The 20,269-nt window shown below is 69.9% G+C and carries 19 protein-coding genes; 10 read left to right on the plus strand and 9 right to left on the minus strand.

The genetic code is table 11. The features are described from left to right. The first annotated feature begins 89 nt into the window (after positions 1-89). On the plus strand, positions 90-1,745 hold the full coding sequence (pgi, locus tag OHA11_RS36205; protein WP_266503517.1) for a glucose-6-phosphate isomerase: 1,656 nt from the start codon (positions 90-92) through the stop codon (positions 1,743-1,745). Between the two features lie 139 nt (positions 1,746-1,884). Next, positions 1,885-2,877: a hypothetical protein gene (locus OHA11_RS36210; RefSeq protein WP_266503519.1), complete on the plus strand. Its 993-nt coding sequence runs from the start codon at positions 1,885-1,887 to the stop codon at positions 2,875-2,877. 31 nt (positions 2,878-2,908) lie between these two features. Here OHA11_RS36210 and OHA11_RS36215 read toward each other — a convergent pair whose 3' ends face one another. From OHA11_RS36215 to OHA11_RS36225, 3 genes are all read right to left on the minus strand, one after another. After that, positions 2,909-5,200 (minus strand): ABC transporter permease, encoded by a 2,292-nt coding sequence (locus OHA11_RS36215; protein WP_266503521.1) that lies wholly within the window; start codon positions 5,198-5,200, stop codon positions 2,909-2,911. Positions 5,201-5,277: 77 nt separating this feature from the next. Then, positions 5,278-6,048 carry an ABC transporter ATP-binding protein gene (locus tag OHA11_RS36220; protein WP_266503522.1) on the minus strand — a complete coding sequence of 257 codons (771 nt, stop codon included), beginning with the start codon at positions 6,046-6,048 and terminating at the stop codon, positions 5,278-5,280. Continuing rightward, positions 6,045-6,560 carry a PadR family transcriptional regulator gene (locus OHA11_RS36225; protein ID WP_266503524.1) on the minus strand — a complete coding sequence of 172 codons (516 nt, stop codon included), beginning with the start codon at positions 6,558-6,560 and terminating at the stop codon, positions 6,045-6,047. Before OHA11_RS36225 ends, OHA11_RS36220 begins: the two co-directional genes overlap by 4 nt. Positions 6,561-6,723: 163 nt before the next feature. On the opposite strand from OHA11_RS36225, the gene OHA11_RS36230 reads away from it, so the two are divergent. The 5 genes from OHA11_RS36230 to OHA11_RS36250 all read left to right on the plus strand — a co-directional run bounded on the left by OHA11_RS36230 (position 6,724) and on the right by OHA11_RS36250 (position 13,438). Next, a complete protein-coding gene (locus OHA11_RS36230) occupies positions 6,724-7,998 on the plus strand; it encodes an ABC transporter substrate-binding protein (RefSeq protein WP_266503526.1) in 1,275 nt (424 codons plus the stop codon). 162 nt (positions 7,999-8,160) lie between these two features. Further along, on the plus strand, positions 8,161-9,834 hold the full coding sequence (locus tag OHA11_RS36235; protein WP_266503527.1) for a glycoside hydrolase family 13 protein: 1,674 nt from the start codon (positions 8,161-8,163) through the stop codon (positions 9,832-9,834). A gap of 72 nt (positions 9,835-9,906) precedes the next feature. Then, on the plus strand, positions 9,907-11,232 hold the full coding sequence (locus tag OHA11_RS36240) for an ABC transporter substrate-binding protein (RefSeq protein WP_266507682.1): 1,326 nt from the start codon (positions 9,907-9,909) through the stop codon (positions 11,230-11,232). A 5-nt stretch (positions 11,233-11,237) separates the two neighbouring features. Then, entirely contained in the window at positions 11,238-12,602 is a 1,365-nt protein-coding gene (locus OHA11_RS36245; RefSeq protein ID WP_266503528.1) for an ABC transporter permease subunit, read from the plus strand. Further along, on the plus strand, positions 12,599-13,438 hold the full coding sequence (locus OHA11_RS36250; protein WP_266503530.1) for a carbohydrate ABC transporter permease: 840 nt from the start codon (positions 12,599-12,601) through the stop codon (positions 13,436-13,438). The genes OHA11_RS36245 and OHA11_RS36250 overlap by 4 nt, the downstream gene beginning before the upstream one ends. Before the next feature lie 149 nt (positions 13,439-13,587). On the opposite strand, the gene OHA11_RS36255 is transcribed toward OHA11_RS36250, so the two are convergent. The 3 genes from OHA11_RS36255 to OHA11_RS36265 all read right to left on the minus strand — a co-directional run bounded on the left by OHA11_RS36255 (position 13,588) and on the right by OHA11_RS36265 (position 14,398). Further along, positions 13,588-13,740 carry a hypothetical protein gene (locus OHA11_RS36255; protein WP_266503532.1) on the minus strand — a complete coding sequence of 51 codons (153 nt, stop codon included), beginning with the start codon at positions 13,738-13,740 and terminating at the stop codon, positions 13,588-13,590. A 128-nt stretch (positions 13,741-13,868) separates the two neighbouring features. Continuing rightward, positions 13,869-14,150 carry a hypothetical protein gene (locus OHA11_RS36260; RefSeq protein WP_266503533.1) on the minus strand — a complete coding sequence of 94 codons (282 nt, stop codon included), beginning with the start codon at positions 14,148-14,150 and terminating at the stop codon, positions 13,869-13,871. Further along, positions 14,147-14,398, minus strand: coding sequence for a hypothetical protein (locus OHA11_RS36265; protein ID WP_266503535.1), 252 nt, complete (start codon positions 14,396-14,398; stop codon positions 14,147-14,149). Before OHA11_RS36265 ends, OHA11_RS36260 begins: the two co-directional genes overlap by 4 nt. Positions 14,399-14,657: 259 nt before the next feature. Between OHA11_RS36265 and OHA11_RS36270 the strand changes: the two genes are divergently transcribed. The 3 genes from OHA11_RS36270 (at position 14,658) to OHA11_RS36280 (ending at position 16,570) form a co-directional block, all read left to right on the plus strand. Then, positions 14,658-15,428, plus strand: a complete 771-nt coding sequence (locus OHA11_RS36270; protein WP_266503537.1) for a helix-turn-helix domain-containing protein — start codon at positions 14,658-14,660, stop codon at positions 15,426-15,428. A 182-nt stretch (positions 15,429-15,610) separates the two neighbouring features. Next, positions 15,611-15,931 (plus strand): hypothetical protein, encoded by a 321-nt coding sequence (locus OHA11_RS36275; protein WP_266507684.1) that lies wholly within the window; start codon positions 15,611-15,613, stop codon positions 15,929-15,931. A 105-nt stretch (positions 15,932-16,036) separates the two neighbouring features. Continuing rightward, positions 16,037-16,570 (plus strand): GrpB family protein, encoded by a 534-nt coding sequence (locus OHA11_RS36280; protein WP_266503538.1) that lies wholly within the window; start codon positions 16,037-16,039, stop codon positions 16,568-16,570. A 248-nt stretch (positions 16,571-16,818) separates the two neighbouring features. Here OHA11_RS36280 and pgl read toward each other — a convergent pair whose 3' ends face one another. Genes pgl through zwf form a run of 3 tightly spaced genes read right to left on the minus strand, consistent with a single transcriptional unit; the run spans position 16,819 to position 20,266 of the window. Continuing rightward, positions 16,819-17,601: a 6-phosphogluconolactonase gene (gene pgl, locus OHA11_RS36285; RefSeq protein ID WP_266503540.1), complete on the minus strand. Its 783-nt coding sequence runs from the start codon at positions 17,599-17,601 to the stop codon at positions 16,819-16,821. Then, entirely contained in the window at positions 17,598-18,746 is a 1,149-nt protein-coding gene (opcA, locus tag OHA11_RS36290; RefSeq protein ID WP_266503542.1) for a glucose-6-phosphate dehydrogenase assembly protein OpcA, read from the minus strand. Before opcA ends, pgl begins: the two co-directional genes overlap by 4 nt. After that, positions 18,743-20,266 carry a glucose-6-phosphate dehydrogenase gene (gene zwf / locus OHA11_RS36295; RefSeq protein WP_266503544.1) on the minus strand — a complete coding sequence of 508 codons (1,524 nt, stop codon included), beginning with the start codon at positions 20,264-20,266 and terminating at the stop codon, positions 18,743-18,745. The genes opcA and zwf overlap by 4 nt, the downstream gene beginning before the upstream one ends. Positions 20,267-20,269 lie beyond the last annotated feature (3 nt).

The following is a 20,269-nucleotide window of genomic DNA, read 5'->3' on the forward strand; positions in this document are numbered from 1 at the left end:
CTCACGTTCCGCCCTGATCAATTAGGTTGGGACCGGCAGCGGGGCAAGGTACGCAGCAGGACAGGTACGAAAGAAGGCTGAAGTCCCAGATGAACGCAGAAAGCCGTACCAGGCTCAACCAGACGCCCGAGTGGACCGCTCTGGCCGGGCACCGGGAGGAACTCGGCGAGGCACAGCTCCGTGAGCTGTTCGCCCAGAACCCCGGACGCGGCACCGGATACACCCTCCAGGTCGGCGATCTGCACGTCGACTACTCCAAGCACCTCGTCACCGACGAGACACTGCGGCTGCTGCGCGCGCTGGCCGCCGCCACGGACGTGTTCGGCCTGCGGGACGCCATGTTCCGCGGGGAGAAGATCAACACGACCGAGGACCGTGCGGTCCTGCACACCGCGCTGCGCGCCCCGCGTGACACCGTTGTCGAGGTCGACGGCGAGAACGTCGTACCGGCCGTGCACGCCGTCCTCGACAAGATGGCCGGCTTCGCCGAGCGCGTCCGCTCGGGCGAGTGGACGGGACACACCGGCAAGCGCATCAAGAACGTCGTGAACATCGGCATCGGCGGCTCCGACCTCGGCCCGGCGATGGCGTACGAGGTGCTGCGGTCCTTCACCGACCGCGACCTGGCCGTCCGCTTCGTGTCGAACGTGGACGGGGCCGACCTGCACGAGGCCGTACGGGACCTGGACCCGGCCGAGACACTGTTCGTCATCGCCTCGAAGACCTTCACCACCATCGAGACGATCACCAACGCGACCTCCGCCCGGGACTGGCTGCTGACCGAGCTGAAGGCCGGTCAGGAAGCCGTCGCCAAGCACTTCGTGGCGCTGTCGACGAACGCCGAGAAGGTCGCGGACTTCGGTATCGACACGGCCAACATGTTCGAGTTCTGGGACTGGGTCGGCGGCCGCTACTCGTACGACTCGGCGATCGGTCTGTCGCTGATGATCGCGATCGGCCCGGACCGCTTCCGGGAGATGCTGAACGGCTTCCACCTCGTCGACGAGCACTTCAGGACCGCGCCCGCCGAGTCCAACGTGCCTTTGCTGCTGGGCCTGTTGGGCGTCTGGTACGGCAACTTCCATGACGCGCAGGCGCACGCGGTGCTGCCGTACTCGCACTACCTGTCCAAGTTCACCGCGTACTTGCAGCAGCTCGACATGGAGTCCAACGGCAAGTCCGTGGACCGCGACGGGCTGCCTGTGGCGTGGGAGACGGGCCCGGTCGTATGGGGCACGCCCGGTACCAACGGGCAGCACGCGTACTACCAACTCATCCACCAGGGCACGAAGTTGATCCCGGCGGACTTCATCGGGTTCGCCGAGCCGGTCGTCGATCTGCTGCCGGGTCTGGTCGCCCAGCACGACCTGCTGATGGCCAACTTCTTCGCGCAGACGCAGGCGCTGGCCTTCGGCAAGACGCCGGACGAGGTGCGGGCGGAGGGCGTGCCCGAGGAGCTGGTGCCGCACAAGACGTTCAAGGGCAACCACCCGACGACCACCATCCTCGCGCGCGAGCTCACCCCGTCGGTGCTCGGCCAGCTGATCGCCCTCTACGAGCACAAGGTGTTCGTCCAGGGCGCGATCTGGAACATCGACTCCTTCGACCAGTGGGGCGTCGAGCTCGGCAAGGTCCTCGCCAAGCGTGTGGAGCCCGCGCTGACGGAGGGTGCGGACGTGCCGGGACTCGACGAGTCCACCACGGCGCTCGTGGCCAAGTACCGGGAGCTGCGCGGCCGTCAGTAGTCCCGCACCCGCGGTCCCGTAGCCCTGCGCCGGTAGTCGTGCAGTAGTCGTGTGGATCGGGAAGCGGTCGGCGAGAATGTCGTCCGCTTCCCGTAGAATCCCGGGCGATCATGGCGTCGAGGGCTCGGGGGAGCTGAACATGGCTGGTTCGCGCGGAAGATGGCTCAGCCGCAACCTGTCGGTGGCGTCGATTCTGCAGCCCAAGGCCGTGGCGCAGGCCGTGTTCCACCCGGCGTGGATCCCGCCCGCGGTCGATCCGTCGATGGAGCGGCTGAAGCGGGTGCGTGTCATCGCCGGGGCTGTCGCGGCCTTCGGCGTGTACACGTTCGTGGAGGGCAGGTTCGACTTCAACGAAGTTCTGGAGAACATCGTTGTCGCGGCCCTCGTCCTGCTGTTCATCACGCCTCTGACGGTGGGGGTGATGCTCCTCGTCTGGCGGCGCACCGGGCGGATCCGCGAGCTGCGCGGGTCCCTGTTCAACACGCTCAAGCTGCTGCTGCTCTTCATCGGCATGGTCGTCGGGACGGTGTTCCTGTGGCAGGCGTCGATCGCGTACGGACCCATCTGGACGGTGGTGCTCGGCCTGCCGGCGATGTGGATCACCGGCATGCTGATGTACGGGGCCGTGCAGCTGTCCGGGAACTTCTTCGGTTCCGCGGCCGTGCACCGCGGCCTGCCGCCGCTGCTCGCCACGGTGACGACCTGGCTGATGGCCATTCCCGACCTGGTCACCGGTGATCTGCACGGGCTCAGCTTCACGATGGGGATCGTCTTCATCCTGGGCGCCCCGCTGGCGGTCACGTCCATCGCCGCCCTGGAGTCGCACCGGCTCCGACGCCACCACGGCATCCGGCTGGGCGCACACCCCGCGACGCTCCCGCCCCCGCGGCCGTACGCACCGAACAACGGGTACGTGCCGCCCCAGGGGAACCCGTACCCGTACCCGCAGCCGGGCCAGCCGTACGCGCCGCCCGGCCAGCCGTACATGCCGCCGGGCCAGCCGTACGCACCTCCGGGTCAGCCCTACCCGCCCGGCCAGCCGTACCCGCCGGGCACCGGCACGCCGTACCCTCCGCCGTACGTCCAGGGCAATCCGTACGGGCCGCCCACGCAGCCCCCGTACGGTTCCTGACCCGGCTCGGGCCGCCGCGTCCTGACCCGGCTCAGGCCACCGCGCTCAGCGTGTCCGCGAGCCGTCGGCGGGCCGCGCGGGCCGCGGGCAGGGCGGCGAGGGCTGCGGCGCCGAGCACGGCGGCCGTGCCGAAGAGCAGCAGGAGGACGGGGGAGGGGCCCCGGGCGATCCCCGCGCCGATGCCGCTCGACCTGCCCTGCGCGTCGATCAGCCAGTGCGCGAGCGGCACCCCCAGCGCCGTACCGACGAGGACCGCGGCCAGCGCCGTGCACGCCGTGGCCGTCACCGTGACCGCGGTGATCTGCCGCGGGGTCAGCCCGATCGCCTTCAGGGCGAGGAGGTCCCGCTCGCCCTCGCGCACCGTGCCGCCGATGGCTGTGAGCAGCTCGATGAGGCCGATCAGGGCCAGTACGGCGATCAGTCCCACGACGACTCCGCGCAGCGGCGAGAGCCCGTCGGCCGGGTTCGGCACGGCGTGCACACTGATGTCGCCGTGCGCCGCCTCGGTCAGCTCCGCGGCCACCCGCCGCGGGTCGGCGCCGGGGCGCAACTGGAGCTGGTAGAGGGCCGCCCGGAGCTCCGGGTCGTTCTCCCGGAGGGTGTCGAGCGAGGTGGAGATGACCCGGCCGCTGTTCTCCGGCTCGATGCTGCGTCCGACGATGTGCAGGATCTGCGGCTGCGCGCCCACCGTCATTCGCACCCTGTCCCCGACGCGCACGTCCAGCAGGTCGAGCAGCCCCTGACCCGCCACCGCCTCGTCGGGGCCGCGCGCGGGGCGTCCCTCCGCCAGCGAGAACGGGTACGGATCCTGGCGCGTGCCCAGCCCGCGCAGCGCGATCGTGCCCGTCTGGCCGGGGACCAGGGCGGCCACCTCGACGCCCGGGTGGACGGCGGCGACCTGCGGGTGCCGGTCCAGCAGGGCGCGTACGTCCGGATCGGTCAGGGTCTCGTCCGCCCTTACGGTGAGCGCGGCTGCGAGACCGATCTGGTCGGGCCTGCTCTGGAAGCGGTCGATGGTGGTCCAGGCGCTCATGGCCACGACCATCAGCAGCAGCGGCAGCGCCAGCCGGGCGAGCGTGGCCAGCGAGCGTGGCCGGCGCGAGAACGCCTTGTGCCAGCCCAGGACCAGCGGGGACGGCAGCCGCAGCCCGAGCGCTCCGCGCGCCAGGCCGGACAGCCGGCCGCCGAGCGGTGCCGCGGCCCGCAGCCCCGGTACCGGCGGCACCTGTCCGGCCCGCCAGGCCGCGAGCCCGGTCGTCGCGGCGATGAACAGCACGGCGCCCACGGGCACGCCGAGGAGTGCCGCGGTGTGCCCCGGCAGCCCCTGCCACACACCGACCGCGTCCCCGAGACGCCCCGGGATCCGGCTGCCGAGGGTCTGGGTGAGGACGGCGGCGAGCACGGCGCCGAGCAGCGCGAACGAGACGTGCTGGAGCAGGAAGTTCCGCACCACCTGGCCCGGGGTGAAGCCGATCGCCTTCAGGACCGAGATGTCCCGCAGATGGCCTCGGATACGGGTGCCGATCGCACCGTGCACGGCGAGCGCGGCGGCGACCAGGGCGCCCAGGCCGAACAGGCCGAGGACCTGGCCGAGCAGCCGGTTGCCGCCCTGGGCCGCCGACCGCGCCTGCTGCCAGTGCGAGACGTCGGTGACCGCTCCGGCGCCGAGCAGGGTCACCGCGCGCTGCACGGCGTAGTCCGTGTCGTCGGGATCGGCCAGGCGCAGTCCGGTCACCTGGCCGCTACGCCCGTCGGTGCGCTGCACGGCGGACGGGAGGGCCCAGACGAGGCCGGGCCGCTCTCCGGGGCTGTAGTGGGGTTCGGCGCTGTCGGCGATGCCGAGGACGGTCAGGGTCCGTGCGGTGCCGGGCACGGTGAGGGTGTCCCCGGGCGCGGCCCACAGCGATCGGGCGAGGCTGCTCTCCAGCACCACACCGTCCGGCGCCGCGGGGTCGAGCCAGCGGCCGGAGGCGAGCAGCGGACGGCCGGTCTCGGGTCGGCCGACGATGCCGCGCAGCTCGACGGAGGCGCGGGTGCCGCGCGACTCGACGGAGGCGGCGGCGGTGGGGTACGGGCCCGAAACGGACGTGACGCTGTCCAGCTCGGCGAGTTCGCGCGCGTCGGCCGACGGGCCGGTGTGGATCCACACGTGCGCGCCCTGCGACTGGGTGAAGACACGTTGCCAGGGGTTGGTCGCGTACCCGAAGAGCGCCGTGGCCAGCAGCAGCGAGGCGACGATCCCGGTGGTGGCGAGCACGATGAACAGCGCCTCGCCGCGATGCCTGCGCAGATCGGCGTGTGCCCAGCGCAGAGTGGCCCGCACGCCGGCTCAGCCCCTCGGCCCGTGCGCGGGGAAGAGGCGATTGCCGGGGACGTGCGCGAGGGGTTCGTGCATGCCGCTCAGTCCCTCAGTTCCAGCACGCCGGATATGCCCGCGCCGCGCACGGGCGTGGCGTCGAGTTCCGCGTCGTCGGCGATACGGCCGTCGAAGAAGCTGATCACCCGGTCCGCGGCGCTCGCGAGCCGCGCGTCATGGGTGACCAGCACGATGGTCTGGCCGCGCTCGTGGAAGCGGGACAGCAGCCGGGTCACCTCGCGGGTGCCCTTGCTGTCGAGGCTGCCCGCGGGCTCGTCGGCCAGCAGCAGGGGCGGGTGGTTGACCAGGGCGCGGGCCAGCGCGACCCGCTGCTGCTCGCCGCCGGACAGCTCGCCCGGCATGCTGCGCTCCTTGCCCTCCAGGCCCAGCTCGGCGAGGAGCCGCTCGCGCTCGGCGCGCGCCTGCTTGGGGGAGAGGCCGGCGAGCAGGGCGGGCAGCTCGACGTTGTCGGCGACCGACAGGTTCGAGACCAGGTTGAAGAACTGGAAGACGATGCCGATACGGCGCCGACGCTCGACAGCCCAGCGGGCCTCGCCGTACGCGTCCGCGCACTCGCCGTCCAGCCAGATGCTGCCGGAGTCCGGTCGCTGGAGCCCGCCGAGCAGATGCAGCAGCGTCGACTTCCCGGCGCCCGAGGGGCCCGTGACGGCGACGAACTCACCCTGCCGTACGGCGAGATCCACGCCCCGCACGGCATGCGCGGGGGCGCCCTCGCCGTAGTAGGTCTTGACCAGGCCCTCGGCACGCAGCAGGGCGGCGCCCTCGGCGCGCGACGAAGGAGCGGTGCGGCTCACTCCAGCTCCTCCAATTCCTCCTGGCAGCGTTCCAGCCAGTCGAGGTCCGCCTGCAGATGCAGCATGGCGCCCTCTATGAGCAGCTGGGAAATGCGGTTGTCCCGGCTCTCGCTCGCGGCGAGTTTCGACAGACTGCGCATGGTGTTCAGGTACTCGCGCCGTTGTTTGTTGATCAGGGTGATCTGGTCGGCGAGCCCGGTCTGCGGTGCGAGCGCGAGCTTCATGAAGAACTCGTCCCGCACGCGCGGCTCGTCCGCCGTCTCCTCGTACCAGGCGCGCAGCGCCTCACGCCCGGCGTCGGTGAGGTGGTAGATCTTCTTGTTGGGCCGGCTCGACTGCTCGACTTCCTCGCCCTCGATCAGTCCCGACTTCTCAAGGCGGCCGAGCGTCACATAGATCTGGCCGACGTTCGGCTGAGGGTACGCGGAGCCCAGCAGTTGCTCAAGGCCCTGCTTGAGCTCGTATCCGTGGGCCGGGCCGCGCGCCAGCAGGGCCAGGAGGGGCAGCCGCACCAGTGCTCTCCTCCGCCCTTTCTCTCGGTTCGCCTTCGGGGCGCGCCGGCCGGTGTTGAGGGGCCGATGTGCCGCAGGCCCTAGTATCGCCCATACCTAACAGGTATACATGGCCTGACTCTGGGCGAAGGTGCCCGGCAGCCGGTGTACCAAGGAGGAACCTATGCGGTGGATGCGTGCCGCGGGTAGGGGACTCCTGGTCGCGGCGGTGGTGCTGAGCGGTTATGTCGCCTCGGGCGCGCAGGCCGACCGAGCACGCGGCGGCGGCCGGGGTCCGCTCACGCTGGCCACCGCCGGGGATCTCACCAGCTATCTGGGGCCGCTGCTCGACGGCTGGAACCGTACCCACCCCGGCGAGAAGGTCACCCTCGTCGAACTCCCGGACTCCGCCGACGAGACCCGTGCGCAGCTGACCACCGACCTGCGCGGCGGTGACCGGAGCCGCTTCGACGTCCTGAACATCGACGTCGCCTGGACCTCGGAGTTCGCCGCCGCGGGCTGGATCTCCCCACTGTCCCGGGACCGCTTCCCGCTCGACGGCTTCCTGCCGCAGGTCGAGGACACGGCGACCTACGACGGACGGCTGTACGCGGTCCCGTACGTCACCAACGCGGGGCTGCTCCTCTACCGCAAGGACATCCTCGACAAGGAGGGCGTCGCGCCCCCGCGCACCTGGGCCGAGCTGGAGAAACAGGCGAGGGTCATCGCGCCGAAGTACGGGCTCGACGGCTACGCGGGCCAGTTCCTGCCCTACGAGGGGCTCACCGTGAACGCCGCCGAGGCGGTCTATTCGGCGGGCGGCACGATCCTGGGTGACGAGGGTGAGCGTGTCACCGTCGACTCGGCGGCGGCTCGCGAGGGCATCGGGTTCCTGGCCCGTGGAGTGCGCGACGGCTGGATCCCCAAGGAGGCGCTGACGTACAAGGAGGAGGAGTCCAAGCAGGCCTTCCAGGACGGCCGGCTCCTCTTCCTGCGCAACTGGCCGTACGCCTATGTCGGCGCCTCCGCCAAGGGCTCGGCGGTCGCCGGGAAGATCGGCGCGGTGCCGCTGCCCGGACCCGACGGGCCGGGTGCGAGCGTGCTCGGCGGCTCCAACCTCGCGGTCAACGCGCACGCCCGCCACCCCGACTCCGCCGCGCGTCTCATCTCGTACCTGACGAGCGAGCGGGTCCAGCGTCTGGTCCTCACCAAGGGGGCGCTGCCGCCCGTGCGGGCCGCGCTCTACCGGGACCCGGAGCTGATCCGGCGGTTCCCGTACCTGCCGACGCTGCGCGCGAGCCTTGTCACGGCGGCGCCGCGTCCCAAGAGTCCGCGCTACGACCAGGTCAGCCTGGCCGTGCAGGCCGTGGTGCAGGACGCGATGACCGGGCATCAGACGCCCGAGGCCGCGGTGCGTCGCCTCGCGAACGAGCTGGCGGACATCTCCCGCCGAGGCTGAGCGCTCTTTCCGACGCGCTCGACGGCTCCTAGTTACCTGTTAGGTAACGCGTGTATCTCGTCTTCGGTCGCAGTGGGTAGAAATATCCTATTATTAAATCCCACCTTCCGAGTGCTCTCTGTCTACTCGTTGACATCTGCGCGACACGGTTACTTAACATGCATGCATAACCGTCGGCACGCACAGACAGGTCAACGGGTGACGCTCAACATGCACCGCTGGTGGCGCGACGCAGTGATCTACCAGGTCTACGTCCGGAGTTTCCTGGACAGCACCGGGGACGGCATCGGCGATCTCGCCGGAGTCAGGGCCGGACTGCCGTATCTGAAGAAGCTTGGCGTCGACGGCGTCTGGCTGAGCCCCTTCTACCCCTCGCCGCAGCACGACCACGGCTACGACGTGGCCGACTACCGCGACGTCGACCCCGTCTTCGGTGACCTCGGCGAGTTCGACCTGCTGATGACGGACGCCCGGCGGCTCGGCATCAAGGTGCTCCTCGACATCGTCCCGAACCACTGCTCGCAGGAGCATCCGTGGTTCCAGGAGGCACTGGTCGCGGCACCGGGCAGCGACGCCCGCGCCCGCTTCCACTTCGCCGACGGCCGCGGCCCGGACGGCTCCGAGCCGCCCAACAACTGGCACTCCATGTTCGGCGGCCCCGCGTGGAGCCGGGTCACCGAGCAGGACGGCACCTCCGGCCAGTGGTACCTGCACATGTTCACGCCCGAGCAGCCCGACCTGAACTGGCGCAACCCCGAGGTCGGCGACCACTTCGACCAGGTCCTGCGCTTCTGGCTCGACCGGGGCGTCGACGGCTTCCGCATCGACGTCGCCGCCGGCCTCTACAAGCACCCCGACCTGCCGGACTCGCCCGACCCCGAGGCCGACGCCCGCACCCGCGACTCGGTCAATCCGCTCGCCTGGAACCAGCCCGAGGTGCACGACGTCTGGCGGCACTGGCGGTCGGTGTGCGAGGAGTACACCGCCCGCGACGGCCAGGAGCGGCTCCTCGTCGGCGAGGTCTCCGTGCCGACCGCCCGCGAACACGCCCTGTACGTACGCCACGACGAGCTGCACCAGGCCTTCTTCTTCGACCTGCTGAGCGCGCCCTGGAACGCGGACGCCTTCCGCAAGGTCATCTCCCACGCCATGCAGGACATCGCGGGCACCGGCTCGACGGTCACCTGGGTCCTCAACAACCACGACCAGGTCCGCACGGTCACCCGCTACGGCGAACTGGGCACCGAGGGCAGCGGCCTGGGCGCCGCCCGAGCCCGCGCCGCCGCGCTGCTGATGCTGGCGCTGCCCGGAGCCGCGTACATCTACCAGGGAGAGGAGCTCGGGCTGCCCGAGGTCGTCGATCTGCCCGACGACGTGCTCACCGACCCGATCTTCCGCCGCACCGGCAGCCGCGCCCGGATCCGCGACGGCTGCCGGGTGCCGCTGCCGTGGTCCGGGCACGCCTCACCGTTCGGCTTCACCTCCGGCGCCGACAGCGCCAAGCCATGGCTGCCGCAGCCCGCCTACTTCGCCGAGTACGCCACCGACCGCGCCCTCGCCGACACCCACTCGTTCTGGCACCTCTACCGCGACGGACTCCAACTGCGGGCCGGACTGCCCCAGTTGGGCGAGGGCGCGCTGCGCTGGCTGGACACCCAGCCCGGCGTCCTGGCCTTCGTCCGCGGCGACGGCCTGGTCTGCGCCGTCAACTTCGGTACGGCGCCGACGCCCGCGCCGGTCTCCGGCACTCCCCTGCTGTCCAGCGGCCCCTGCGCGCCCGGCGTCCTGCCCGGCTCGACGGCCGCCTGGTGGATCAGCGACTGCACCAACCCCTGAGCCGCCGACTCCCGCACCACCCAGCTCAGCTGACTGCCCGTCAATTCCCCTGCCCTCGAAGGAACATCAATGATGATGCGACGACGTACGACCCTGCTCACGAGCTGCATAGCTCTCGCGCTGTCCCTCGGCGCCACCGCCTGTGGAGGCGGCGACGTCTCCGCAGGCGGCGGCGACAAGCCGCTCGGCGGCCAGACGATCAACGTGGCCGGTGTCTGGTCCGGCAGCGAGCAGAAGAACTTCCAGAAGGTCCTGGACGCGTTCACCGAGAAGACCGGCGCCAAGACCCAGTTCACCTCCACCGGAGACAATGTCTCCACGGTCGTCGGCAGCAAGATCGAGGGCGGCAACGCCCCCGACGTGGTGATGGTCCCGCAGGTCGGCGTGCTCCAGCAGTTCGCGAAGGAGGGCTGGCTCAAGCCGCTGTCCGCGACGGCCCAGAAGTCCGTCGGCGCCAACTACGCGAGCGTGTGGAAGAACTACGGCAGCGTCGACGGCACCCTGTACGGCCTGTACTTCAAGGCCGCCCACAAGTCGACCGTCTGGTACAGCCCCGACGCCCTCGACGAGGCGGGCGTCGAGGCGCCGACGACGTACGACGCGATGCTGGAGGCCGGGCGGACCGTCTCGGAGTCGGGCCTCGCGGCCTTCTCCGTCGCCGGACAGGACGGCTGGACGCTCACCGACTGGTTCGAGAACGTCTACCTCTCGCAGGCCGGCCCCGAGAAGTACGACGCCCTGGCCGCCCACAAGATCAAGTGGACCGACCCGACCGTCGTCGCGGCCCTCACCACTCTCGGCGAGCTCTTCAAGGACAAGGAGCTGATAGCCGGCGGCCAGAAGGGGGCCCTGAACACCGACTTCCCCGGCTCCGTCGAGAAGGTCTTCGGGCCGGAGCCCTCGGCAGGCCTGGTCTACGAGGGCGACTTCGTGGCCGGTGTCGCGAAGGACCAGTTCGGCAAGAAGATCGGCGAGGACGCGGACTTCTTCCCCTTCCCCGCGGTCGGCACCGGCAAGGCGCCCGTGGTCAGCGGCGGCGACGCGGCCGTCGTCCTCAAGGACGGCAAGAACCAGAAGGCCGCCATGGAGTTCCTGGAGTACCTCACGACCCCCGAGGCCTCCGCCGTGTGGGCCGAGGCCGGCGGCTTCCTCTCCCCGAACAAGAAGCTCGACCTCGCCTCCTACGGCGACGACGTCACCCGCGAGACCGCCAAGTCCCTGGTGGACGCCGGGGATTCGGTCCGCTTCGACATGTCGGACCAGGCCCCGGCCGCGTTCGGCGGCACCAAGGGCGCCGGCGAGTGGAAGATCCTCCAGGACTTCCTGCGCGACCCGTCCGACCCGAAGGGGACCGCGGCCGCGCTGGAGCAGGCCGCCGCCAAGGCGTACCAGGGCTGATCGCCATGACCACCATGCTGATGAAAGAGGCGAGCCCGCCACCCGTCGCCCCGGCCGACTACGACCGCAAGCGTCGGGCCCGGCGCCGGGGCCGGTTCATCGCCCTCGCGTTCGTCTTCCCCGCCCTGCTCCTGCTCGGCGCGCTCGTCGTCTACCCCGTGCTGTTCTCCGTGGGCCGCAGCCTCTTTGACGCCTCCGGCAACCGGTTCGTGGGCGGCGACAACTACACCGAGATGTTCCGCGACCCCGCCACGCTCAAGGCCGTCCGCAACACGGCCATCTGGGTCGTCGTCGCGCCGACGCTGCTCACCGGTCTCGGGCTCGTGCTCGCCGTCCTCGTCGAGAAGATCCGCTGGGCGACGGCGTTCAAGCTCCTGCTGTTCATGCCGATGGCCGTCTCCTTCCTCGCCGCGGGCATCATCTTCCGGCTCGCGTACGACGAGGACCCCGAGAAGGGCGTCCTGAACGCCGCCGCCGTCTCCGTGCACGACGCCTTCAAGGACGCGTCCTCGTACCCGAACGCCCGGGCCCGCGAGGGCCAGGGCCTGACCAAGGCCGCCGACGGCTCGTACGGTACGACGGCCGCCGCGTCCCCCGGCGACACCGTCGGGCTCGGTCTGGTGGGCGTACGCGCCGAGGACCTGCCGGGGAGCGCGCGACCCGCGTATCCGGCGGCGACCGGGAAGGCGTCGGCCGACGAACTGCGCGGCGTCGTCTACCTGGACTTCACGCGGGGCGGGGGAGGGGAGCAGGGCAAGGTCGACAGGACCGAGAGCGGGCTGCCGGAGATGAAGGTCGAGGCGGTGCGCGACGGGAAGACCGTGGCGAGCGGCACCACCGCGGCCGACGGCTCCTTCCGCTTCCAGGACCTCGATCCGGGCTCGTACACCGTGCGGCTGCCCGCGTCGAACTTCGCCCCGCCGTACGACGGTGTCTCCTGGCTGGGCCCCGCGCTCGTCACGCCCGCCATCATCGGCGCGTACCTGTGGATCTGGACCGGCTTCGCCATGGTGCTGATCGGCGCCGGGCTCGCCGCGCTCCCGCGCGACGCGCTGGAGGCGGCCCGGATGGACGGCGCGAACGAGTGGCAGATCTTCCGCCGGATCACCGTGCCACTGCTCGGGCCCGTCCTCACCGTGGTCTTCGTGACCCTGGTGATCAACGTGATGAAGGTCTTCGACCTCGTCTACATCATCGCGCCGGGTCCGGTGCAGGAGGACGCCACCGTGCTCGCCACCCAGATGTGGCTGGTGTCGTTCGGCGGCGGCAACAACCAGGGCCTGGGCAGCGCGCTGGGGGTATTGCTCCTCCTCCTTGTCATCCCCGCCATGGTCTTCAACGTCCGCCGTTTCCGAGGGAGTCAGCGATGAACGCGATCAGGCGGTGGCTCGCCAGCAGCGTGGTGCAGGCGTTCCTCGTGCTGGTGGGTCTGGTGTGGCTCACGCCGCTGGCAGGGCTGTTCCTGTCCTCGCTGAGGTCCGCCCAGGAGACCGCGACGGGTGGCTGGTGGACCGCGCTGGCCTCGCCCGGCCAGCTGTCATTCGACAACTACTCGGCGCTGCTGGGCAATTCGGGGATGACGCAGGCGTTCTGGAACACGGTGCTGATCTCGGTGCCGACCACGTTCCTTGTAGTCGTCATCGCCGCGCTCGCCGGATATGCCTTCGCCTGGCTGGACTTCCCCGGCCGTGACCCCCTTTTCCTGCTGGTGGTCGCGCTGTTGGTGGTGCCCGTGCAGATCGGTCTGCTGCCGGTGGCCAAACTCTTCGGGCAACTGGGGCTGTTCGGCACGATTCCGGGAGTCGTGTTGTTCCACGTCTCGTACGGGCTGCCGTTCGCGATCTTCCTGCTGCGGAACTACTTCGCGGAGATGCCGAAGGAGATGCTGGAGGCGGCGCGGATGGACGGGGGTGGGGAGTGGCGGATCTTCACGCGGCTGGTGTTGCCGGTCGGGCGTCCGGCCATCGCGAGCCTCGCGATCTTCCAGTTCCTGTGGGTCTGGAACGACATGCTGGTGGCGCTGCTCTTCGCCGACAGTTCGGCGCAGCCGCTGACGGTTGAACTCCAGTCACAGATACGGCAGTTCGGCAGCAACATCGATGTGCTCGCGCCCGGGGCGTTTCTGTCGCTGGTGGTGCCGGTGGTGGTGTTCTTCGCCTTCCAGAAGCACTTTGTGCAGGGGGTTATGGCGGGGTCGGTGAAGTGACGTCCCTTGGGGGGCGAGGGTGGATTCCTCGCCCCCCCGGCCCCTACCCGTCCCTCTGGGTCTCCGCCCTGTGCGCTTGCACTGGTGGGGTGGCATCTGATCTGCGGAAACGAGAGTTTCCTGCGCGGTTGTGGACGCTGGGAGAGTGCTTACCTGGGCGCCTGGGCGCTCTGCGGCCCCTTCTCGTGGTAGGGGTTGTTCTCGGCTGGAGTCACGTGCCAGAACGTCTGTGCCGTGGCCTTGAACCGCCGATGGTCGGGGTTCAGGCCAGTGTGCTTGAGCGCCCAGATCTCAATCGGCAAGCGTTCATTGTTCGTTGGCTGGGCCTGGGCCCCGCACGTCAGACACTCGGCGGAGTAGACGCCCGCCGGGACGCTTTCGCGGGTTTCCGGCCCGAGTGTCCATGCGGCAGCCTTGATGATCGAGCGCGTCACCGGGCCTCCCGGCTGCGCCGGTTCGCTTCGGCTACCTTCGCGCTCAGCGGGTGGGGGGCTTCGACAGCTTCCCGACAGTCCGGCGCGACCGTGGGTGGCTGGTGCCGTGCGAGGCGGTACGCGCCCCACAGCTCCCGTCCGCTCTCGCAGCCGTCCTGCGCCTTGGGGATGCCCTTGCAGTCGGCGCACTTCTTCGTGTGCTCGAACCACAGGCGGTAGGTCCTCAGCATGGGGATCTCGGCGCGCTTCGTGGCCGCCCCGACCTTGTCGCCGCTCACCGGCTCACCTCGGTGAACCGGCGTGCGGACAGGGCGTGTTGGCGTTCGGAGGTACGGAGGACGTAGGCGCGTACCAGGGCGCTTGTCTCGGCCTGGTCGTGCTGGTCGTGCTGAACGTCCGTCGGCACGGGGTTGCGTCCGGCCCGGCGCAGACGCGCGAGCACAAGCAAGGCGCCCCAGACTTCCGGCGACGGCTGCACCGCGTACGTGCGAGCCTGCGCGGGGTCGATCGGGCGTGCGCGCTTCACGTGGGCACGGTTGCGCGTGCCGGGCTTCCAGAGCCGTGACAGTAGAGCTCTCACCCGTTCGAAGGCTTGTGGTACGAAGGTCATCGTCGGCGCTCCTCAGCAGCGTTGGCCGTGCCCCCGGCCGTTCCAGCGGTGCGGGGGGTCTCTTGTGTCTGGCCATGCTGCCGACCCGTGGGGGACGTACTTGCCCAGTTGGAGCGGCAGTTGGGACGTATCGGCGGTAGCGTGTGAGAACGCCCAAACGTTCCAGGGGGAAGCCTTGAACACGGCGCTACGATCAGCTAGGGCGACAGCAGGTTTCTCATCACGGCAACTCGCGGCCCGTGTGGGCGTTTCCGGCAAGACTGTTGAACGATGGGTTGCGGACGCCGAACTCATCCCGCACGCCAGAAACCGGGAAGACGCCTGCAAGGCGTTGGGAGTTGACGAAGAAATGATCTGGCCGAAAGCGGTAAAGGATCGAATCAAGACCGGCGGCGACCGGGAAATTATCCGTTCTTACCCGTACCGGTCCGCCTGCCCTTCCACAGTGTGGGGTGAATTGGTTGCCGAAGCCACGGACGAACTGTTCTTCGCGGGGTACACGAACTATTTTCTGTGGCTTGATCAGCCTGCGTTCGTTGAGACTCTTCGCAAGAAGCTCCACAGCGGGTGTCGCGTGCGTTTCCTTCTCGGTGACCCCAGCGGGGAGGTGACCCGCAATCGGGAAGCGATCGAAGATGTGGCACTCTCCGTGTCCACGCGTATCCGCATCACCCTTGAACACCTCGGCAAGCTGGGCACACATGAGGGACTGGAGACGCGCTTCTCCGCACCGGACGATGCGGTGAACCACGTGTCCCTGTCCGTGTTCCGCTTCGACAACGAAGCGTTGGTCACGCCGCATCTTGCGCGCCTGGTCGGCCATGATTCGCCACTCCTGCACCTCCGAAAGCATGACAGCGGCGGAATGTTCGACCGATTCGCCGAACACGCCGAAGAGCTTTGGACCAGAGGCGTAGAGGTAGACCGCATGACTACAACGTCTTAGCTGCTGGCGTCCACCACATGCCCTCAAACGCAGCAGTCTTCGCGATCTCGTCGGGGGTGTAGCGCCTCAGGTGGCGGTACGTCTGGGGCTGCACGTATATCGCGTTGTGGGTTCAGAGGCGCCGCCATAAGGTCACCGGCATGTCTCTACGTCTTCGTATGCGCCAAGCACTGCCGGACGCCATGCGCGCCCGTGACAAGGCCGCGGTGAGCGCCCTGCGCGCAACGCTTGCCGCGCTGGACAACGCTGAGGCGGTGCCCGTGGGAGAAGCTGAGCTCCGCGGCTTGGCCCTTGAGCAGTCGCCGGTTGGGGTAGGCGTCACCGAAGCAGCGCGGTGTGAGCTGAGCGAGCGCAGCGTGGTGGATGTCGTGCGTGCCGAGGCCGCCGAGCGACTGGAGGTTGCGGCGCGATTGACCGCGCCCGCGCACGCTGACCGAGCCGCGCGGCTCCGTGCGGAGGCCGCCGTGCTGCTTCGCTTCCTCGACGGTCCCGACACCGCATAGGAACCGGCGTCGTGTCGCAGGCGAATCGACGCAGGAGCAGGGCTGGGAACAGGTGCGGACACCGAGGGATGTGCTGGACCCTGGCGTTCCTGTCAGACTGCTGACATGATTGGCGTGATCGTGGTCAGTGACTACGACCCCCGATGGTCCGAGCAGTTCGAGGGGCTGCAGCAGCGACTGGCTGCTCACGTCGCGGATCTGGCTGTGTCCATCGAGCATGTTGGCAGCACGGCTGTGCCCGGGTGCGCCGCCAAACCGATCATCGACCTCGACATTGTGGTGTCCGAGGAGGCCGTCATGCCCGAGCTGATTTCGCGGCTCACCGGGCAGGGCTACCGACACGAAGGCGATCTGGGGATTCGGGGGCGTGCGGCATTCCGGGCCCCTTCTACGGCTCCAGAACATCATCTGTACGGCGTCGTCGCAGGCTCAAAACCCCACCTTGATCACGTCCTGCTCCGTGACTACCTGCGTCAGCGGCCCGACGAAGTCCGGTGCTACAGCACGTTGAAAGTGGCCCTGGCGCAGCGGTTCCGCGCCGATTGCGAGGGCAGGGCGGCCTACTCGGTCGCGAAGAGCACCCTGGTGGAGGAACTGGTCGTGAAGTCCTACGCCGCTCGGGCTGCTGGCGAATCGTGACGTGCGGCGGGCCGCATGAGTTGGTGATGTTGTGACGCATTACCGGGCCGCGCGGCCTTGTCCTATCCTGCCTTCTGCGGCCTCGAACGTGCACATCTCGGGCTTTTGATGGAGGAGTTGGCCGATCCGTGGGCGACCGGGTGCGAGTCCGCACTGTGCGAGCGCAGAGGCGGTAGGGGCGGCGGGGGCGGAAAAAGGGCCCCCGCCGCCCCTATTCCTCAGGACCCCTCAGCGCCCCTCAGAACCCCTCAGGGTGAAGCCGGTGGATACAAGGAACGTGGCAGGCGGGACGCCGCTGTCGCGTCCAGTAGCCACAGGGTGCGCCTGCGGCCGTACGCCCCCGCCGCCGGCGCCTGGATTTCTCCCGCGCCGGACAGGGCGATCTCAGCCGCCCGTGCCTTGTCCTCGCCCGCCGCCAGCAGCCACACCTCCCGCGCCGCCCGGATCGCGGGCAGCGTCAGCGTGACACGGGTCGGCGGTGGCTTCGGGGCGCCGTGCACGCCCACCACCGTCCGGTCCGTCTCGCGGACCGCGGGCAGCTCCGGGAAGAGCGACGCCACATGCGTGTCCGGACCGACGCCCAGCATCAGCACGTCGAAGGACGGAACCGGGCCGTGGTTCTCCGGCCCGGCGGCCTCGGCGAGTTCGGCCGCGTAGGCCTCCGCCGCCGCGTCCGCGTCCTTGCCGAAGGGACCGTCCGACGCGGGCATGGCATGCACGCGCTTCGGGTCCAGCGGCACCGAGTCGAGCAGCGCCTCGCGGGCCTGGGTGACATTGCGCTCCGGGTCGCCCTCGGGCAGGAACCGCTCGTCACCCCACCACAGGTCGAGCCGGCCCCAGTCGATGGCGTCCCGGGCAGGCGCGGCCGCGAGCGCCGCGAGGAGCCCGTTGCCGTTGCGGCCACCGGTCAGCACGACCGAGGCGTAGCCGCGCGAGGCCTGAGCGTCCACGACCTTCGTGATGAGCCGGGCCGCGGCGGCCTGGGCCATCAGTTCCTTGTCCCGGTGAACCACCAGCTGGGGAGTAGTCATGGCGAGTCCGCCTTCTTGACCGGGGGCATCTGGGCCGGAGTCGGTCGGCCCGAGTCGCCGTCGCCCGCCGGCGCCGAAGAGGCGGACGGCAGCGCCGGTGCGGATGTCCGGGCCGGGGTCGCCGGCTCCGCCGGGGCCGCCGAGTCCGGCACCTTCTGCCGGACCGGGAGCGACTCCGCGCTCCGAAGGGACGCCTCCGCCCTCTGCGTCGCCGACGGGATCCCGCCCAGCCGGTCCACCCCGAACCGCAGCGCGGACGCGTACGTGTCGTCCGGGTCCAGCCTGCGCAGCTCCTCCGCGAGCAGCTCGGACGTCTCGCGGCGCTTGAGTGCCACCGCGCGGTCCGGCTGGCCGGGCAGCGCCAGCGTGGCCATCGCCCCGTCCGACCGGTGCAGCGTGATGGGGCCACCGGTCGTCTCCAGCCGTACCTGGGTCAGGCCGGGACCGGCGGAGACGGCCCGCCGGGCGTGCACATGGAGCCGGTCGGCGAGCCACATGGCGAGCAGCTCGACGCTCGGGTTGGCCTCCTCGCCCGCCACCTCGGCGGACACGACCTCGCAGTTGATCTGGTCGAGGGCGGCGGCCAGCATCGAGCGCCACGGAGTGATCCGGGCCCACGCCAGGTCGGTGTCGCCCGGCTCGTAGCTCTCGACCCGGGACCGCAGCTCACCGACCGGCTTCTCGGCCGCGTAGCTGTCGGTGACCCGGCGTTGGCCCAGGGCGCCCAGCGGGTCGTTGGCGGGGTCGCGCGGGGCGTCCACCGACCACCAGACAACCACCGGCGCGTCCGGCAGCAGCAGCGGCAGGACGACGGACTGGGCGTGGTCGGACACCTCGCCGTACAGCCGCAGGACGACCGTCTCGCCGGTGCCCGCGTCCGCGCCGATCCGCACCTCGGCGTCCAGCCGCGACTTCGTGCGGTCGCGGGGCGTACGCGAGACGCGCTTGATCACCACGAGCGTGCGCGAGGGGTGCTCGTGCGAGGCGTCGTTGGCGGACTTCAGCGCGTCGTACGCGTTCTCCTCGTCGGTGACGATGACGAGGGTGAGGACCATGCCGACGGCGGGGGTGCCGATGGCCCGGCGGCCCCGCACCATCGCCTTGTTGATCTTGCTGGCCGTGGTGTCCGTGAGATCTATCTTCATGGGCGACGCCAGCTCCGTCCGTCTCGCTTCAGCATTTCGTCCGCCTCGGCGGGCCCCCACGTTCCGGACGGGTACTGCGCGGGCTTGCCGTACTTGTCCCAGTGCTCCTCGATCGGGTCGAGGATCTTCCAGGACAGCTCGACCTCCTCGGTGCGCGGGAAGAGGTTCGAGTCGCCGAGCAGGACGTCCAGGATCAGGCGCTCGTACGCCTCCGGGCTGGACTCGGTGAACGACTCGCCGTACGCGAAGTCCATCGAGACGTCCCGGATCTCCATCGAGGTGCCGGGCACCTTGGAGCCGAAGCGGACCGTGATGCCCTCGTCGGGCTGGACGCGGATGACGATCGCGTTCTGGCCCAGCTCCTCCGTCGCCGTGTGGTCGAAGGGGGAGTGGGGCGCCCGCTGGAAGACCACCGCGATCTCCGTGACACGGCGGCCCAGGCGCTTGCCGGTCCTCAGGTAGAACGGGACGCCCGCCCAGCGGCGGTTGTCGACCTCGACCTTGATCGCCGCGTAGGTGTCGGTCTTCGACTTGGGGTCGATGCCGTCTTCCTGGAGGTAGCCGACGGCCTTCTCGCCGCCCTGCCAGCCCTCGGCGTACTGACCGCGGACCGTGTCGCGGCCCAGGTCCTTCGGCAGCTTCACCGCGCCGAGCACCTTGGTCTTCTCCGCGGCGAGCGCGTCCGCGTCGAAGGAGGCGGGCTCCTCCATGGCCGTGAGGGCCATCAGCTGGAGCAGGTGGTTCTGGATGACGTCACGGGCGGCGCCGATGCCGTCGTAGTAGCCGGCCCGGCCGCCGATGCCGATGTCCTCGGCCATGGTGATCTGGATGTGGTCGACGAAGGACCGGTTCCAGATCGGCTCGAACATCTGGTTCGCGAAGCGCAGCGCCAGGATGTTCTGGACCGTCTCCTTGCCCAGGTAGTGGTCGATGCGGAAGACCTGGTCCGGGGCGAAGACCTCCTCGACCGTCGTGTTGAGCTCCTCGGCCGACTTGAGGTCGTGGCCGAACGGCTTCTCGATGACCGCGCGCCGCCAGGAACCGCTCGACTGGTCGGCGAGCCCGTGCTTCTTCAGCTGCCGGATGACCACCGGGAAGGCGGACGGCGGCACGGAGAGGTAGAAGGCGAAGTTGCCGCCCGTCCCCTGTGCCTTGTCCAGCTCGCCGATCGTCTCGCGCAGCCGCTCGAACGCGTCGTCGTCGTCGAAGGTGCCCTGGACGAAGCGCATCCCCTGGATGAGCTGCTGCCAGACCTCCTCGCGGAAGGGAGTACGGGCATGCTCCTTGACGGCGTCGTGGACCTCCTGGGCGAAGTCCTCGTGCTGCCATTCACGCCGCGCGAAGCCGACGAGCGAGAAGCCCGGAGGCAGCAGACCACGGTTCGCAAGGTCATAAACGGCAGGCATGAGCTTTTTACGGGACAAATCGCCCGTGACCCCGAAGATGACGAGGCCCGACGGCCCCGCGATACGCGGGAGCCGTCGGTCCGCCGGGTCACGCAGCGGATTGCTGCTTGACAAGAT

Origin of the sequence: Streptomyces sp. NBC_00878, assembly GCF_026341515.1 — a bacterium.
Classification (GTDB): domain Bacteria; phylum Actinomycetota; class Actinomycetes; order Streptomycetales; family Streptomycetaceae; genus Streptomyces.

What these genes read in the sequence shown, in the direction of transcription:
- OHA11_RS36275 (WP_266507684.1), top strand. Translation starts at nt 15,611, where the DNA reads ATGCGCGCCCGTGACAAGGCCGCGGTGAGCGCCCTGCGCGCAACGCTT.
- OHA11_RS36240 (WP_266507682.1), top strand. Translation starts at nt 9,907, where the DNA reads ATGATGCGACGACGTACGACCCTGCTCACGAGCTGCATAGCTCTCGCG.
- pgl (WP_266503540.1), bottom strand. Translation starts at nt 17,601, where the DNA reads ATGACTACTCCCCAGCTGGTGGTTCACCGGGACAAGGAACTGATGGCC.
- OHA11_RS36210 (WP_266503519.1), top strand. Translation starts at nt 1,885, where the DNA reads ATGGCTGGTTCGCGCGGAAGATGGCTCAGCCGCAACCTGTCGGTGGCG.
- OHA11_RS36250 (WP_266503530.1), top strand. Translation starts at nt 12,599, where the DNA reads ATGAACGCGATCAGGCGGTGGCTCGCCAGCAGCGTGGTGCAGGCGTTC.
- OHA11_RS36230 (WP_266503526.1), top strand. Translation starts at nt 6,724, where the DNA reads ATGCGGTGGATGCGTGCCGCGGGTAGGGGACTCCTGGTCGCGGCGGTG.
- OHA11_RS36245 (WP_266503528.1), top strand. Translation starts at nt 11,238, where the DNA reads ATGACCACCATGCTGATGAAAGAGGCGAGCCCGCCACCCGTCGCCCCG.
- pgi (WP_266503517.1), top strand. Translation starts at nt 90, where the DNA reads ATGAACGCAGAAAGCCGTACCAGGCTCAACCAGACGCCCGAGTGGACC.
- OHA11_RS36235 (WP_266503527.1), top strand. Translation starts at nt 8,161, where the DNA reads ATGCATAACCGTCGGCACGCACAGACAGGTCAACGGGTGACGCTCAAC.
- opcA (WP_266503542.1), bottom strand. Translation starts at nt 18,746, where the DNA reads ATGAAGATAGATCTCACGGACACCACGGCCAGCAAGATCAACAAGGCG.
- OHA11_RS36280 (WP_266503538.1), top strand. Translation starts at nt 16,037, where the DNA reads ATGATTGGCGTGATCGTGGTCAGTGACTACGACCCCCGATGGTCCGAG.